Origin of the sequence: Peptoniphilus mikwangii (genome assembly GCF_000468535.1) — a bacterium.
Classification (GTDB): Bacteria; Bacillota; Clostridia; order Tissierellales; family Peptoniphilaceae; genus Anaerosphaera; species Anaerosphaera mikwangii.
In genome coordinates, this window is sequence record NZ_AUQY01000005.1 from 442,655 (window position 1) to 459,441 (window position 16,787).

Here is a 16,787-nt window from a genome sequence, read left to right on the forward strand (position 1 = left end):
AGACATAAGTTAGATGATTAATACGCTTATTATGCTGGGACTGGTGTGCCTATTAGCTACACTTATGATAATGGACTTTATTATTGTGATTCCGAAGTTCGGCTCTAAACATTTTGGTGCACCTGATGATATAAAGAAAATGATGGAGAAGATACCGGACAGAGCTTCTTGGGTGAATATACTTGGTGTATGTATTATGATAGCCGGATTTGTTGGAGTAGCATCGGTGTTTATATGGGCAATGGTTGATACGGTAAAAACTGATATGTCTTTTTCGGGTGCGTTCATCAGATTTTTCGTTATCACTGAAGGATATAAATTATTTGATATCGTATGTTTTGATTACCTTATGCTTACAAAGTTAAAGTTGCCTGCAAAGATTTACCCTGAAACTGCAGGAGCGAAAGGATATGATAACTTTGGATTTAATGCGAAAAGTCAGATAAATAAGCTTGTTGTATTTTGTGGGGCAAGTATTCTTTTGGCGTTCATTTTAACGGTAATTATTCCGTTATGGCGATAAGTTTATGTGTGAACAAAAATTTTTGATTTTCTGACACAGCAAAGTTTTAAGAGCAGAGTATATGGTAAGAAAGAATAGAATTTGCCAAACGACAAGGTTTTAAATTGATGTGGATAGTACACTTGGTATTGCTTTTGTAAGTGTAACTACAATACATTAAGATTGGACTATGAAAAAGGATAAAGGCCCATTGGAATAATTGAAAACAATAAATAAAAGACCATGTAGAAGTAAAAGCATAAAAGCTGATACTTCTTTTATTATGTCCGAAAACAATGGAAGATAAGCTGACAAGAATAACGCTGAAGGCGTTTCGGAAAAAATCGGATGAAAAAAATCATTTTGATTAAAAAGCCCTTGACAAGTAGCAAAAGATAAAATGCCTTATATTTTTAATTATTTGAAATTTTAGAATTACTGAGGGTATATATTAAAGAAGGAGGATTATTTATCATGGAAGAAAAAAGTAAAAAAAATTTAACTAAATGGTTTAAGGATAAAGTTAAAAATGTGTATGACAATGAAAGTAAAAATCATGAATATAACGGGATAAGCTGTTGTCATTTTGGAGCAATAGATTATTTTACAGATGATGATAAAAAAATCAAAACAGAAAAATAAAAAAATTAACAATGATTAAATATAGAGTCGGCGAATTTTAAAAGATTCACTGACTTTTTTATTTAAATTGAAGATTTTAATTATGAAATGTAATTTAAACCAAATGTTTTTGTTTCAAGTAATACTTTTTGAAATTTAAGTATAATTCACTTAAAGAATAGTCGGTATAAAAAGCAAGATAAATTTTCGGAGGGTTTAAAAATTAAATTATATAAAAACTGATTTTGAAATATGGAGACAGTTTTTATGAAAGGTGTTGACATATAATATATACAGTCATATAATGTATATATACAGTATATACGGTAGGTGGTTTTATGAATATTATCATATCTAATTCAAGCGAACAGCCAATTTATGAGCAAATAAAAATTCAGATTAAGAATATGATTATGACAGGAGAATTGAAAGCGGGAGATTTACTTCCGGGAATGAGGAGTCTTGCAAAAGAGTTGAAGATTTCTGTAATAACTACCAAGCGTGCATATAATGATCTTGAGACAGAGGGATATATATGCACGGTCGCTGGTAGAGGTTGTTTTGTAAAGAGTCTTAACAGTGATTTAATTAGAGAAGAAAATTTAAAGAGGATAGAGGGATATTTAAATAAGGCTCTTGAAGTGGCAAATGCGTCAGGAATAGATTCAAGTGAACTTATTGAGATGTTGTCTTTTTTAATACGAGGTGAAATATGAAAGCTGTAGAAATTAAAAATTTGTCAAAATCTTATGGAGATTTTTCTTTAAATGATGTCAATTTTGATGTTGAAAAAGGAAGTATAATGGGTCTTATTGGAGCTAATGGAGCCGGTAAAACTACAATAATTAAAGCTATTTTATCTATGATTAAGTATGGCGGAGATATTAAAATTTTTGGGAAAAAGCTTGATGATGATATCAGGCAAGATATAGGATTTGTGCTTGAAGATTGTTTTATAAGTAATTTTTTATCTGCAAAAGAAGCGGATAAGGTTTTTAAAAATATGTATAAAAATTGGGATTCAGATTATTACAATAATCTTTTAAATAAATTTGAGTTACCATTTAATAAGTCAAACAGTAAGTTTTCTAAAGGAATGAGGATGAAATTTAAAATAGCTGTTGCACTTAGCAGTCATCCTAAATTATTAATTTTAGATGAACCTACAAGTGGACTTGATCCTGTTATAAGAGATGAAATTTTGGATATATTTTTGGAATATATTGAAGATGAAAATAACAGTATTTTAATTTCGTCACATATAACATCTGATCTTGAAAAGATAGCAGATTATATAACTTATATTGATAAAGGTGAAATAGTATTTTCTAAAGAAAAGTATGATTTATTTGAAGATATGGGTATTTTAAAATGTTCAAATGAAAGATTTAAAGAAATAGACAAATCATATATTCAAAAATATAAAATTGGGAAGTATTCTGTGGAAGCTCTAATTAAAAATAAGGATATGTTTAAGAAAGAATATTCCAATGAAATAGTTGATAGTGCTGAACTTGATGAAATTATGGTTTTTTATGCAAAAGGTGAGGATATATGAAAGCGATAATATTAAATGATTTTTATAATTGGAGGAGATCTATAAAAACTTCGATTTTTGCATTGGTGTGTTGTATGATATCTCCTATAATATCTGCATTAAGAGGTCAACTTAATTTTGGATATGTAATTATGACCATTGGTATAGCAAGTTTTATTTTTGGTAGCATAGAAGTAAGTTCCGTATTTTATGATGAACAGTCAGGATTTTTAGATTTAATTTATGCAACTCCGATTAGTGAAGAAAGATATATAACTTCAAAGTTTGTATTTTCAGTTTTAATTCATTTAATTATATTTTTAGTTGCTTCTATAGTTATGCTTGCTATTTCCAATGATATTGAACTTATAAAAATTAACTTTTTGATTATCAGTATATATATGATATGTTGCTTTGTAAACATTGCATTTATGTTCAAATTTGGATGTAAAAATATTTTTACATTAATGATGGTTGTATTTATGATTTTATTTTTTACCGCATATTTTTTTGGATTTGATAATATATTTGAATTCATGAAAAAAGATGTAAAGAACACTTATTATTCAGTGATCGGGGTGGTTTTGTTAATAGATGTAGTTCTATTTTTTGTATTTAAGAAACTTGGTATAAAACATTTAAAGGAGAGGAAAAAATGATAAAAGCTCTTTTGTATAAAGATTTTATAAACATTTTAGACTCGATGGAGAAAAAATATTATTTCTTGATATTTTTTGTTATAGATATATTAATTTTTTATTTTGCCGAAGCACCAATAGCTGCTATTTTCAGTGGAATATTTGCATTTACGATTTTTGCTTCAACTTTTAGTATGGATGAGCAAGCTGTTTGTACAAGTTATGTAGTTGCGACACCGACTTCTAAAAAGCATATTGCAGAGTATAAATTTTTACTATTTTTTATTTTAGAAGGCATTATTATGGCTATAAATGTTGTGGTATTTTATGTATTTAAAATATTCGGGGTTATTGAAAATATTGGAGTTGTTGAAATGGTGATTGCACCGCAAATGGGTATATTTATATTTTATATTTTAATAATTCCGGCAACATTTAAATATGGAATTGTTAAAGCTCCAATGGTTATAGTAGGAATATTAATTTTATCGTATTTGATTTTATATGCTATAAATGGAATTGATAAAATAAAAATTTTGTTGTCAAATTTTAAAGAGAGTATATTGATTTTAATTGTTATTGCATTTATGTGCGTTATTGGAATAATATCATATCTTACTACTTTGATAATATTAAATAACAAAGACTATTAAAAATTGATGTGATAGGGTATATTATAATTGGTGATTGAATGGAAAATTATGATTATACTGTACATGAAGAAAATATTAAAGTGGAAGATTTGATGGATTTTCCTTTTGGAGATGTATCAAATTTAAGGTGGCTGATATCATTAGCAATCTTATTTGGAGGGTTTATATTAAGTCTTGGGAGAGTTATTAAGAGTGTTCCTATTCTTGTGACTGTTTTAATATTATCATCTATAGGTTCTTTGATTGTCCTTGACTTACATTTTTTCAGAAAACTGTTTAAACGGATAAGGGCGAAAGATTTACTTATAATGCTTTTTACTTTGGTTTTAACATTTATTTTTGCAGTACTTTCTGCAAATTTTTTAAAACAAAGTAATCTTGTTGAAAATCCGATAAGTGAATTTTTAAGTAATGACAATATTAAAATATTATTTGCGGTTTCGCTTGTTCAGCTTTTGATTGAAGAGATTGTTTTTGTATTACCGTTTTTATTTATATATCACAATATAAAGAAAATAAATAGGTATTTTGCAATAGCATTAGCGTGGATTATAAGTTCTGAAATTTTTGGAGCATTACATCTTTCGACATATTCATATAATTTTCTTCAGTGCTTAGTTATTATTAGCTCTGTTAGATTTGGACTTACTACGGCATATGTCTGGAGAAAAAACTTAGCACTAACTTATATAGTACATGTTGTCTATGATTGGATATTGTTGTTTATCGTGCTGTATGCAAAAAATTCCGGACTTATGTAAAATATTGAGAACACCTGCAAAGGTGTTCTTTTTATATAATATTGAAATATTTATAGAAAAAAATTACATTTAGTAATAAAATATAAGTTGAAATAAATTGTTTTTATTAAATATTATTTTAATGAAAACAAGGTCGAAATATTAGTACAATATTTAATAGGTTAAAGGTTTTTAAAAATTGTATATAATTATTGCTTGATTGTATATTTCACTAAATATAAGTATTAATAACATAATTTAAGATTAATTATTATATAAATAAAATACAAATATTTTTTGATTAGTAATTATTTTTTAGATTGCAAAGCTTATACAGACGTTTATTTGACGTAAATTGTACTGTAATTGCACTTAACCTTATATGATAGAGTGAAATCTTGTAACAAATATGATTTTTTTAATGCGATGTCGGTATACAATTATGTAAAATTTTTAACAGTATTGACTTTAATTAGACTAAGAAAAAATATAATTGACTTAAACAATGAGATTATAGATTTTGAAAACATATTCATAGCTGATTTCCGATTTATGAACATTGAACTTAATAATATTACATAAGTAAAATAACTAATTTGTTTTGAGATGTTAATTAATTTTACTTTAGGAATTATACCCATATATAAATGTTATAAACAAGAATGAAAATTATGAAATTGTTTGCAGATTCTTAGTTGATTTGTTTAAATATTTAATTAACAAAGAAAGGATGAATGATTTCTATGACAAATGGAAAGAAGAGAAGTGTTAGACTACCGAGTTTTTTTGAAGCTATAATACCTATTATAGTAATGGTAGGACTAATGATTTACGTTTTTGCTACAGACAGTGGCTACGATGCAGCACATATGCCTTTAATAGTTGCTATATCAGTTGCATGTATTATCGGAGCTCTTTGCGGACATGATTTCCCTGATATGGTTTCAGGTATGATTGAACGTCTAAGTGCATCTTTGGAAGCTATATTAATACTTTGTACAGTTGGTCTTTTAGTATCATCTTTCATGATTTCAGGTACTATTCCTGCACTTATTTATTACGGACTTGACCTTCTAACTCCAAAGCTATTTCTTCCTGTAGGATGTATACTATGTGCAGTTGTAGGTCTTGCTTGTGGTTCTTCTTGGACTGCAACAGCTACAATCGGGATTGCGTTTTTAACAATCGGTGCAGGTCTTGGAATTAATCCTGCTTTAACTGCAGGTATGGTTATATCAGGAGCTTATGTAGGAGACAAATTTTCTCCACTATCTGATACTACAAACTTAGCAGCAGCAGTTTCAAATACCGGATTATTTGACCACGTAACAGCAATGGTTTCAACAACAGGTCCTGTATTCTTAATTTCTTTAGTTATATACAGTATATTAGGAATGAATATTGACCCATCTAATTATGATCCGACTATTGCATCAGGAATACAAGAAGCACTTGCTGAAAACTTTAATCTTACTCCATTACTATTATTGCCAATTTTAGTCGTAATAGTAGTATGTATTCTTAGAGTTCCTGGACTACCGGGAGTTATGATTTCAGTTGCTACAGGTGTACTATTCGCTTATATATTCCAAGGTGGCGGAACTATCGGAAGTATGTTTGATGTTCTTCACTATGGTCCTGGAATCGAAACAGGTAATGCATTTGTAGATAAAGCTCTTGCAAAGGGTGGTATGGACCATCAAATGTGGACTATAAACCTTATTTTACTTGCAGTATCTTATGGTGGAGCACTTGAACGTTGCGGAAGTGTTGAAAGATTATTCGGCGGAGTAAAAGAAAAAATTCATGGCGTTGGTTCTTTAATCCTAGTTACTTTAGCAACTTCAGTATTCTGTGACGCTGCAATGTGTGACCAATTCTTAGGAATAGGTGTTCCGGCTCCTCTATATGTTGACAAATATGATGAATTAGGACTTTCAAGAAATATGCTTTCAAGAACACTTGAGGATGCAGGTACTCTATGGAGCCCTATGTTCCCATGGACAGCTTGTGGTGCTTACCAAATGGGAGTTTTAGGAATGAGTCCGTTTGTTTACTTCCCATATGCATTTGTAAACTTACTAAACCCAATTTATGCTGCAATAACAGCTATGCTTGGACGTAACATATTCTGGGCTGACGGAGCATATACAAATCTATTTGGAAAGACAACTATGAAGAAAGTTGCGGCTGCTCCTGCAGAAGCACATGAAAAAGCAGTTAAGAATCTTGAAGCACTACGTGCAGCAGGAAAAGCTCCAAAAGTTGCTTAATTATAATTGAAAGAGGAAATCAAAGTGAAATTAGACAAACTTCCTTGGGCGTCTATTGATTCTCCCATATATACAAACAGGGAGATTAAACCCAGAAAAGATTGGGTAATAGCAGGCGGCTGGATAATGACTGCTATATTAATTATTAGCGGTTTTACAACAAAATATAAAATTTCTTTAGTATTTGGAGTGTTGTATGCTTTAGCATTATTGATGATAAAATATGTTGCAGTTACGAATAGAGGGCTTGAAATATTTTATGATATGAAAATAATGAAGCACTATGAACTTTGGGAGTGGAAAGATATTTTTGCACTAACTCATGAAAAGAACATAGATTATCCTGAAATTATTGCAATCTATTTTTCAAAAGGTGATCGCAGTAAAAGGTTATTTTTTGATAAGAGAGACAAAAATGCCATAATTCAAATGGCGAAGTCTTTAAATCCTGAAATAAAAATATATGATGCGGAAGATGAAAAGAGAAAACATGCTGCAGCTAAATCAAAGAAAAAATAACAGAAGAGTTTCATTTTGAAAAACTTATAAATTAAAGTCACGCTGAGAAATTGGTGTGACTTTTATTTTGTATATTATTAAAAAATTAATAGAGAATACATAAAAGTTTAATAGAAAAAAATTTTTTACAGACTATTGCAAAACATAAATAAAAGCTGTATAATTAAATAAGGTCAAAGAAGGTCAAAAAAATAAAATTTAGGAAAGGGATTAAAATTGAAATATAGAGATTACTATGAAATATTAGGCGTTGATAAGAATGCCAGTGCAAAAGAAATTAAATCATCATATAGAAAACTTGCAAAAAAATATCATCCGGATTTGAATAACGGAGATGAAAAAGCACAAGAAAAATTTAAAGAAATAAATGAAGCCTATGAGGTTTTATCAGATCCTGAAAAAAAGAAAAAGTATGATACTTTCGGTTCAAGTTATGATTTTACAAATGGAGCAAATTTTGATCCTTCTCAGTATGGATATACTTATACTACAAGTGGAGGAAGCGGAGATTTTTCTGACTTTTTTGAAATGTTTTTCGGTTCATCAAACGGAGGGAAAAGTCAAGGAGGATTTAATATATCCGATTTATTTGATATGGGCGGAAGAAGGTCAAAGAGAAAAAAATCTACTGTAAGACAAAAATTTGATACCGAATTAAATATATCATTAAAAGAAGCATATACCGGTGTAACAAAGCATGTTGCACTTTCACTTAACGGGAAAAATATAGAAATGGATGTAAAAATTCCATCAGGTATAACACCAGGAAAAAAGATAAAAGTAGCGGGAGAGAAATATGGAGTTCCGGGAGATATTTTATTTAAGATAGAGGTATATACTATGACAAATGAAATATTAGATGGCCTTAATATAACTAAGGAACAAGATATATATCCATGGCAAGCTGCATTGGGAGATAAGGTTGTAGTAGAAACTTTAAGCGGAAAGATAAAAATAGGGGTTCCTAAAAATTTTAAGGGCGGAACAAAAATGAGAATACCGGGTAAGGGATTCAAAGATTTAAAAGGTTCATCGGGAGATTTATATGTTAAGTTTAACATTGTAAATCCTAATGAACTTACTGAAGAACAAATAAAATTATATGAAAAGTTGAGTAAAACTTTAGAATGAGGGGTATGAGTTATGAATTTAGAAAAATTTACGCAAAAATCAATTGAGGCAGTACAAGCTGCACAAAGTATAGCAATACAAAATGGAAATCCACAAATTGAAGATATACATTTAAACGCAGCTCTTCTTCAAGATAAAGATGGATTAATTCCAAGAGTGTTAAAGTATATGGGAATATCATCTGATATAGTTTTAAATGATATCCAAAATATCATATCAAGACTTCCTAAACAAAGTGGCGGAAATAATTATCCATCAAGAGAATTTGGAAAAATTTTGGAAGATGCTGAAAAAATAGCAGCACAATTTGGAGATGATTATGTATCGGTTGAGCATATTTATCTTGCAATTTTAAGTATGAAAAATAATAAATCATCAGAGATTTTTTCAAAGTATCATTTAAACAGAGAAAGCTTTTTAGAGGCATTAAAGAAAATTAGAGGAAATCAACACGTGAGAACAGATAATCCGGAAGATACTTATGATGCTCTTGAAAAATATGGAAGAGATTTGACTAAGGAAGCTAAAACGGGAAAAATGGATCCTGTAATAGGAAGAGACGAAGAAATACGAAATGTAATTAGAATACTTTCGAGAAGAACTAAAAATAATCCGGTACTTATAGGAGAACCGGGTGTAGGTAAGACAGCAATAGTTGAAGGTCTTGCTCAGAGAATTGTAAATGGAGATGTACCTGAAGGATTAAAAAATAAAATTATATTTTCTCTTGATATGGGAGCTTTAGTTGCAGGTGCCAAGTATCGTGGAGAATTTGAAGAAAGACTTAAAGCTGTTCTTTCAGAAGTTGAAAAGAGCAGTGGCGAAATATTGATGTTTATAGATGAAATTCATAATATAGTTGGAGCCGGAAAGACAGAGGGTGCTATGGATGCATCAAATCTTTTAAAACCTATGCTTGCAAGAGGAGAACTTCATGCAATAGGAGCAACTACACTTGACGAATACAGAAAATATATAGAAAAGGATCCTGCACTTGAAAGAAGATTTCAAAAGGTAATGGTTTCGGAACCTACAGTTGAAGATACAATTTCAATTTTAAGAGGTCTTAAAGAAAAATACGAAATATATCATGGAATAAGAATTTCAGATTCTGCTGTAATAGCTGCAGCAACTCTTTCGAACAGATATATTTCAGATAGATTTTTGCCTGACAAAGCGATAGATTTAATGGATGAATCATGTGCAATGCTAAGGACGGAAATTGATTCTATGCCAACAGAAATTGATGATGTAAGAAGACATATATTACAGCTCGAAATTGAGCGAGAAGCATTGAAAAAAGAAACAGATGATGCTTCAAAGCGCAGACTTAAGGATTTAGAAGCAGAATTATCAGAAGAAAAGGCAAGTTTTGATAAATTAAAAGCTCAATGGGAAAGTGAAAAGAAGGAAATTGACAGAGTCAAGGAAATAAAAACAAAGATAGATGATACAAAGCATTTAATAGAAGAGGCTGAAAGAAACTATAATCTTGAAAAATTGTCAGTCTTGAAGTACGGAGAACTTCCTAAACTTGAAGAAGAGCTTAAATTAGAGGAAGAAAAGGCAAAAAATGAAGATAGAATGGTTAAAGAAGAAGTAAATGAAGATGAAATAGCACAAGTAGTATCTCGTTGGACCGGAATTCCGGTAGAAAAATTGAATCAATCACAAAGAGATAAGCTTTTAAATTTATCGGATATTTTACATGAAAGAGTAATCGGTCAAGATGAAGCGGTGGAGGCAGTATCAAATGCAGTTTTAAGGGCAAGAGCCGGACTGAAGAGTGAAAATAGACCTATAGGTTCATTTATATTTTTAGGACCTACAGGAGTTGGAAAAACAGAAACAGCAAAGGCACTTACAGAAAGTCTTTTTGATGATGAAAGAAATATGATAAGAATTGATATGAGTGAATATATGGAAAAGCATTCAGTATCAAGACTTGTAGGTTCTCCTCCGGGATATGTCGGATATGATGAAGGAGGACAGTTAACAGAGGCAGTTAGAAGAAAACCATATTCGGTAATACTGTTTGATGAAATAGAAAAAGCTCATCCTGATGTATTTAATATATTACTTCAAGTACTCGATGATGGTAGACTTACTGATAATCAAGGTAGGACAGTTGATTTTAAGAATACTGTAATAATTATGACTTCAAATATAGGTTCGTCTTATTTGCTTGAAGGAATAGATGATAAAGGTCAAATAAGAGAAGAAGCAAGACAACTCGTAGAAAATGAAATGAAAATTAAGTTTAGACCTGAGTTTTTAAACAGAATTGATGAGATAGTAATGTTTAAGCCTCTTGATAGAGAACAAATTTATAAAATAATAAAAGTAAATATTTTAGATATTGAAAATAGACTTAAAGAAAGAAATATTAAGATAAAGATAACAGAACAAGCTTTAAATTTAATCTTAAATAAGGCATATAATGTAGTATATGGTGCAAGACCTGTTAAGAGATTTATTCAATCGAATATTGAGACTGAAATATCTAAGATGATTATTAAAGGAGAAATATCTGAAAATAAAACAGTATTCATAGATGTAAAGAATGACGAATTATATCTTTTAGCTGAATAGAATGAAAAAAATAGTCGACAAATTAATTTGTCGACTATTTTTTATTATATAAAGAATATATTTTCAAAATTGTATGATAGTACATATAAAATAAAAAACTGATATTTTTTAAAAGGTATATACTAATAAATGATATTAATTAACGGGAGGTTTAAATGAAACACTTTAGTAAGAAAATTTGTGTGGGGCTTTCATTATTTATGTTCATATCATATTTTGGACCTGTGAGTAATGTTTTTGCGGAGGAAATTGAAAATAATTCAGACAATTTTACAGAAAATGCTGAAGATAAGCTTTTTGAAAATAGAGAATTAAATAGCGCTTATGCAGATGAGAAAAAAATTGATGAAAGCTATGAAACATATGAAAATGTTGACTTTTCTATTTGGAAAGTTGATGATTTTGAGTATGAGGGAACAACCTTAACAGGTTTATCAGATAGTGGAAGATTAAAGATAAGAAAAAATAAAAATCTAATTCTGCCAAATGCAAACCCTGACGGACAATCGATTACTAAGATTGGATATAGGGCATTCGGTGCAAAAAAAGCAAAATATGGAAAAGGAATTAAATCTGTAACATTTCCTAATACAATTGAAATTATTGATGAAGATGCTTTTAGTTTTAATGATATTAAAGAAATAAAAATTCCTGCGAGTGTTAGAATTATAGGAAAATATTCTTTTTATGATTGTGAATTATCAAAAATTATATTTGAAGAAAATAGTATATTAGAAAGTATCGAGAAAAAAGCATTTAAACATAATCGACTTTCGGATATAAATATTCCAAATACTTTAAAAGAAATAGGAGAAGAAGCGTTTGAAGATAATCCGGGTTCTTCAGGAGGAAAAGTAATTCTATATCCTATGGATATTACAAAACCTGTATTAGTAAGTAGTAATGAAAATTATATAGTAAAATCCGGCAATAGTTCTGAACCTATACCGAATGATACTGAGTGGTACAGAGGAAGTGCTGAATGTGTAAGAACAGATGAAGGAAAAGTTAAGCGTTCTTATATAGTAAAAGTTAGAATATCGGTAAAAGATGGTAAAATTTCAATTGTTGAAGACGATGGAACCGAATTTATCGGGAAAGCTTATAAAAATGAGAAATACTATAAGGGAGCATTACCGATATTTGATAGATATAGAGATAAGTCTATAGAACAAATTTTAAATTTTGAGTTGACTAATCCTAGATATGGAGAGGCTCAAAATGAATTGGGTATAGATGTTGTTTCAGGTTCGACAGTAAGTAGTAAAACAATTCATAATGCAATCAGAAATGCTATAGGAAAAGTTCCTGCACCGAGTGTTCCTCAAGATGATATTAATAGTGTTAGAGAGACTGCAATTAATGAGATTAATGAATCGGTTGGACAATTAAAATCTATTGTTGAAGAGTTGAGAAACTTAGTTGGTGATTCAAAAAGCAAAATTCAAAATGAAATAGAATATACAAAAGATTCTGTAGATAATTTAAAAGTAGAACTTAAAAAAGCTGAAAATAATATAAATCTATGCGATTGTGATAAAATTAAATCTGATGTGAAAAATGAAATTGATGCATTGGAAACAATTGAGTTAATAAACGAAAAAAAGAAACAAATTTTAAGTGAAATTTCTTCATTAAAAAGTGAGATAGAAAAAAATAAAGATGCTTTAGAAAATGCAGTTTCAAATCTTCAACAAAATTTTGAAAATGATGATTTATATGAGGGAGAAGCTAAATGTCCCAGATTTAAATATTTAATAAAGCTAAAAGTCAGAGTGAGAGATGGAAAAGTAACTTTAGTAGAAGACAATGGAACTAATGTAAAAGGTCAAAATTTAAAACGTTATAATAGGTCAAAGTCTTTATTTAAATTGTATAAAGATAAGAATAAAGACCAGATTTTAAATTTTGAGTTGACAAAAAAGTCTGAACCTAAAAATGAATTGGGAATTGATGTAGTTTCGGGTGCTACATATAGTAGTAGAGGCATTCATGAAGCTATGAGAGATGCAGTTGGGAAAATTGTTGAAATTAATCCTGAAATTATATTGGCAAAGGAAATATTAAGAGGGTATGTCGATTCAATAAAAGAAAGTGTGCTTAAAGAAGAAGGAATTGGAACAGATAATAATAAAGCAGCAATAGAAGCATTTAACGAGCATATTGAACTTGCAAGAAATTTACTTGCGAAAGAAAATAAAGATATAACTCCGGAAGAATTGGATAAAATGCAAAAAATGCCAACTTTTATTAATTCTGAAGGAAAAAAACAAAAGGGAAGTTTTGCAAAGCTCGCTAAAGAGATAAAGGCGGATTTTGAAGTTTTAGGAGAAAGATCATATCAAAATAAAGATAATGAAAAATTTTATACTGTAGTAAAAAATGGAGAAATTATAATTAAAACTGCTGTTAGAGATTTAGAACAATCGGGAAATAGAAAATTATATTTAAATTATATAACTGAGACTCAATATAATTCAAAAGGAAAGTCTGATGCAGTATCCGGAGCGACTCCAAAGTATGAAAAACAGGAAGTTCCTCTAGAAAATTATACACTTAAAAATAATAATAATGGCACATATACAATTAAAATTGATAAAATACCAAGTGATGCTGTAATATTAAAACCTATAATAAAGGTTGAGCTTGCAAATATGACATCAATAGAAAATGGGGATATGGTATATGTTAAATCTAATGATCCGATGCCGGAACCGTTGAAAGAATATAGGGTAAACGTAATAGGAGGGACAGGAAGCGGTCAGTATAAAAAAGGAGATAAAGTTGAAATATCTGCTATAGATCACAGATTTTCATGTTGGGATTCAAATGTAAAATTAGATAATAAATATAATTCAAGCACATTTTTTATAATGCCTGAATATGATGTTTCAATATATGCAATATTAAATGAACGAGATACGAAAGAATATAAGGATAAAACAGAAAGGACAAATTATAAGAATGATGCTACTATTATAAATAATGTCCAAAATAAAAATATAACAAGTATCCTAAAAATAGGCAGTAAGGAAATGACCATAAATAATAACGGAACAATAAAAACAATAACAATGGATGTAGCGCCATATATAAAAAATGATAGGACGATGTTGTCGTTAAGATATGTGGCAGAAGCATTAGGGTATACTGTAACGTGGAATAAAGATACAAGGACAGCAAGTTTTACTGACGGAAAAAATATATGCTTGATACAAATAGATGGAAATGAAATGGTAGTAAATGGCGAAAAGTTTATACTTGATAATAAACCTGAAATAGTAAGTGGAAGAATAATGCTACCTATAGCATCAATAGCAAGAGCATTGGGACTATCTGAGGGAATAGAAGCAATAGATACAAATAAAAATATTATGTGGAATGGAGAAGAAAGAAAAATTACCATTTCTATATAATGATTAACAGATTGAAGAAAAAGTTTTAAGAGTAGCTTTTATTATAAAAGCTACTCTTAAAATTTAATTAAATTAAAGTGTAAATTTAAAAGAATACTTGATTAAATTTTAACAAATGATATAATATTTGTGTATGGTATGTTATAGAATTAACAGTATTATAACTATGAGTAATAAAATGTAAGGGGGATTTTAGAATGGATTTTAGAATGGATAAGGAACACCTTCTATTACAACAAATGTATCGTGCATTCGCAGAAAATGAAGTTAAGCCCGTAGCTCAAGAGACAGATGCAACAGAAAACGTTCCAATGGAAAATGTTAAGAAATTAGCAAGATATGGATTCTTTGGTATTCCATTTCCAAAGGAATATGGTGGACAAGGTGCAGATTATTTAGCATATGCAATGGCAGTTGAAGAGCTTTCTAAGAAATGTGCTACAACAGGTGTTATAGTTTCAGCACATACTTCATTATGTGCAGCTCCAATCTATGAAAATGGTACTGAGGAACAAAAGAAAAAATACTTACCCGATTTACTAAGCGGAAGAAAAATCGGAGCATTCGGATTAACTGAACCGGGTGCAGGAACAGATGCGGCAGGACAACAAACAACAGCTGTTCTTGACGGAGATGAATATATACTTAACGGTACTAAAATTTTTATAACAAATGCAGGATTTGCAGACACATTTATAATAATAGCGATGACTGATAAGTCAAAGGGAACTAGAGGTATCTCGGCTTTTATTGTTGAAAGAGGCACTCCGGGATTTAGAGTTGGAGAACCTGAAGATAAAATGGGAATCAGAGGTTCATCTACTTGTGAATTAATATTTGAAAATTGCAGAATCCCTAAGGAAAATTTACTTGGTCGTGAAGGTAAAGGTTTTGGTATAGCAATGAAGACTCTTGACGGAGGACGTATAGGAATAGCTTCTCAAGCACTTGGTATTGCAGAAGGTGCTATTGATGAAACTGTTGTATATGTAAAGGAAAGAAAGCAATTTGGAAAGAGATTATCTCAATTCCAAAACACTCAATTCCAATTAGCTGATATGAAGGCAAAGACAGATGCTGCTCAATTACTAGTATATAGAGCTGCTGATATGAAATATAATGGTGAAGCATATTCTCATGCTGCTGCAATGGCAAAACTATTTGCTGCTGAAACAGCTTCCGATGTAACAAGACGTTGTCTACAATTATTTGGTGGATACGGATATACAAGAGATTATCCTATTGAAAGAATGATGAGAGATGCTAAAATTACCGAAATTTACGAAGGAACTTCTGAAGTAATGAGAATGGTAATTTCAAATTGGATGGGCGTAAAATAATCGGAGGTAAGGAAATGAAAATAGTTGTTTGTATAAAGCAAGTTCCGGATACTAATGAAGTTAGACTTGATCCTGTAACTAATACACTTATAAGAGACGGAGTTCCAAGTATAATAAATCCGGACGATAAATCAGGCTTAGAGGCTGCTCTTCAAATTAAAGATATGGATCCTGAAAATACTACAGTTACAGTATTATCAATGGGACCTCCACAAGCTGAAGCAGCTCTTAGAGAAGCACTTGCAATGGGTGCTGATGAAGCTATCCTTGTAACAGATAGAGCATTTGGAGGCGCTGATACTTGGGCTACTTCATGCACAATCGCAGGAGCATTAGAACATTTGGAATATGATTTAATAATAACAGGACGTCAAGCAATAGATGGAGATACAGCGCAAGTAGGACCACAAACTGCAGAACACTTAGGGCTTCCTCAAGTAACTTATGCGGAAGATATTAAAATTGATGGAGATAAGGTAATAGTTAAGAGACAATATGAAGACAGATATCACATCATAGAAGTAAAAATGCCATGTGTAATCACAGCTATTGCAGAACTTGGTGCTCCAAGATATATGACAATAGGCAGAATTTTTGATGCTTATAAAAAAGAAATAACTGTTTGGGGCTTAGAGGATATAAAAGATAAGTTAGATTTAGCTAATATAGGACTTAAAGGCTCTCCGACAAAAGTTAAAAAATCTTTCCCAAAACAAGGAAAGGGAGAAGGAGTTCTTTTAACAAATCTTACAGCTGATGAAGCGGCACAAGCAATTGTGGCTAAGCTTCAAGAAAAATATATTATCTAAGTAAGGAGCGTGTGAT

General features: G+C 30.2%; 14 protein-coding genes. All 14 read left to right on the top strand.

Annotated elements, in window-relative coordinates; all coding sequences use genetic code 11:
- Positions 1-13: 13 nt before the first annotated feature.
- The 14 genes from M915_RS07070 to M915_RS07130 all read left to right on the top strand — a co-directional run bounded on the left by M915_RS07070 (position 14) and on the right by M915_RS07130 (position 16,771).
- On the top strand, positions 14-523 hold the full coding sequence (locus M915_RS07070) for a hypothetical protein (RefSeq protein WP_081689763.1): 510 nt from the start codon (positions 14-16) through the stop codon (positions 521-523).
- A 453-nt stretch (positions 524-976) separates the two neighbouring features.
- The gene (locus M915_RS07515; RefSeq protein WP_009221758.1) at positions 977-1,144 is read left to right on the top strand and encodes a hypothetical protein; all 168 of its coding nucleotides are present in this window, start codon (positions 977-979) and stop codon (positions 1,142-1,144) included.
- A gap of 317 nt (positions 1,145-1,461) precedes the next feature.
- Entirely contained in the window at positions 1,462-1,839 is a 378-nt protein-coding gene (locus M915_RS07075) for a GntR family transcriptional regulator (RefSeq protein WP_036730606.1), read from the top strand.
- On the top strand, positions 1,836-2,681 hold the full coding sequence (locus M915_RS07080; RefSeq protein ID WP_036730609.1) for an ABC transporter ATP-binding protein: 846 nt from the start codon (positions 1,836-1,838) through the stop codon (positions 2,679-2,681). The genes M915_RS07075 and M915_RS07080 overlap by 4 nt, the downstream gene beginning before the upstream one ends.
- Complete coding sequence (locus M915_RS07085; protein WP_036730611.1) at positions 2,678-3,319, top strand: ABC-2 transporter permease; 642 nt, start codon at positions 2,678-2,680, stop codon at positions 3,317-3,319. Before M915_RS07080 ends, M915_RS07085 begins: the two co-directional genes overlap by 4 nt.
- A complete protein-coding gene (locus M915_RS07090; RefSeq protein ID WP_036730613.1) occupies positions 3,316-3,951 on the top strand; it encodes an ABC-2 transporter permease in 636 nt (211 codons plus the stop codon). The genes M915_RS07085 and M915_RS07090 overlap by 4 nt, the downstream gene beginning before the upstream one ends.
- Before the next feature lie 38 nt (positions 3,952-3,989).
- On the top strand, positions 3,990-4,712 hold the full coding sequence (locus tag M915_RS07095) for a CPBP family intramembrane glutamic endopeptidase (protein ID WP_036730616.1): 723 nt from the start codon (positions 3,990-3,992) through the stop codon (positions 4,710-4,712).
- Positions 4,713-5,434: 722 nt separating this feature from the next.
- Positions 5,435-6,964: a Na+/H+ antiporter NhaC gene (gene nhaC / locus M915_RS07100; protein ID WP_009221765.1), complete on the top strand. Its 1,530-nt coding sequence runs from the start codon at positions 5,435-5,437 to the stop codon at positions 6,962-6,964.
- A 24-nt stretch (positions 6,965-6,988) separates the two neighbouring features.
- Complete coding sequence (locus M915_RS07105) at positions 6,989-7,483, top strand: hypothetical protein (RefSeq protein WP_050747982.1); 495 nt, start codon at positions 6,989-6,991, stop codon at positions 7,481-7,483.
- A gap of 216 nt (positions 7,484-7,699) precedes the next feature.
- Entirely contained in the window at positions 7,700-8,614 is a 915-nt protein-coding gene (locus tag M915_RS07110) for a DnaJ C-terminal domain-containing protein (protein WP_009221767.1), read from the top strand.
- Positions 8,615-8,626: 12 nt separating this feature from the next.
- A complete protein-coding gene (clpB, locus tag M915_RS07115) occupies positions 8,627-11,206 on the top strand; it encodes an ATP-dependent chaperone ClpB (protein WP_036730619.1) in 2,580 nt (859 codons plus the stop codon).
- A 155-nt stretch (positions 11,207-11,361) separates the two neighbouring features.
- Positions 11,362-14,622 carry a stalk domain-containing protein gene (locus M915_RS07335; protein ID WP_051259816.1) on the top strand — a complete coding sequence of 1,087 codons (3,261 nt, stop codon included), beginning with the start codon at positions 11,362-11,364 and terminating at the stop codon, positions 14,620-14,622.
- 197 nt (positions 14,623-14,819) lie between these two features.
- Positions 14,820-15,962 (top strand): acyl-CoA dehydrogenase, encoded by a 1,143-nt coding sequence (locus M915_RS07125; RefSeq protein ID WP_009221771.1) that lies wholly within the window; start codon positions 14,820-14,822, stop codon positions 15,960-15,962.
- Positions 15,963-15,976: 14 nt separating this feature from the next.
- The gene (locus M915_RS07130) at positions 15,977-16,771 is read left to right on the top strand and encodes an electron transfer flavoprotein subunit beta/FixA family protein (protein ID WP_009221772.1); all 795 of its coding nucleotides are present in this window, start codon (positions 15,977-15,979) and stop codon (positions 16,769-16,771) included.
- The last annotated feature ends 16 nt before the right edge of the window (positions 16,772-16,787 follow it).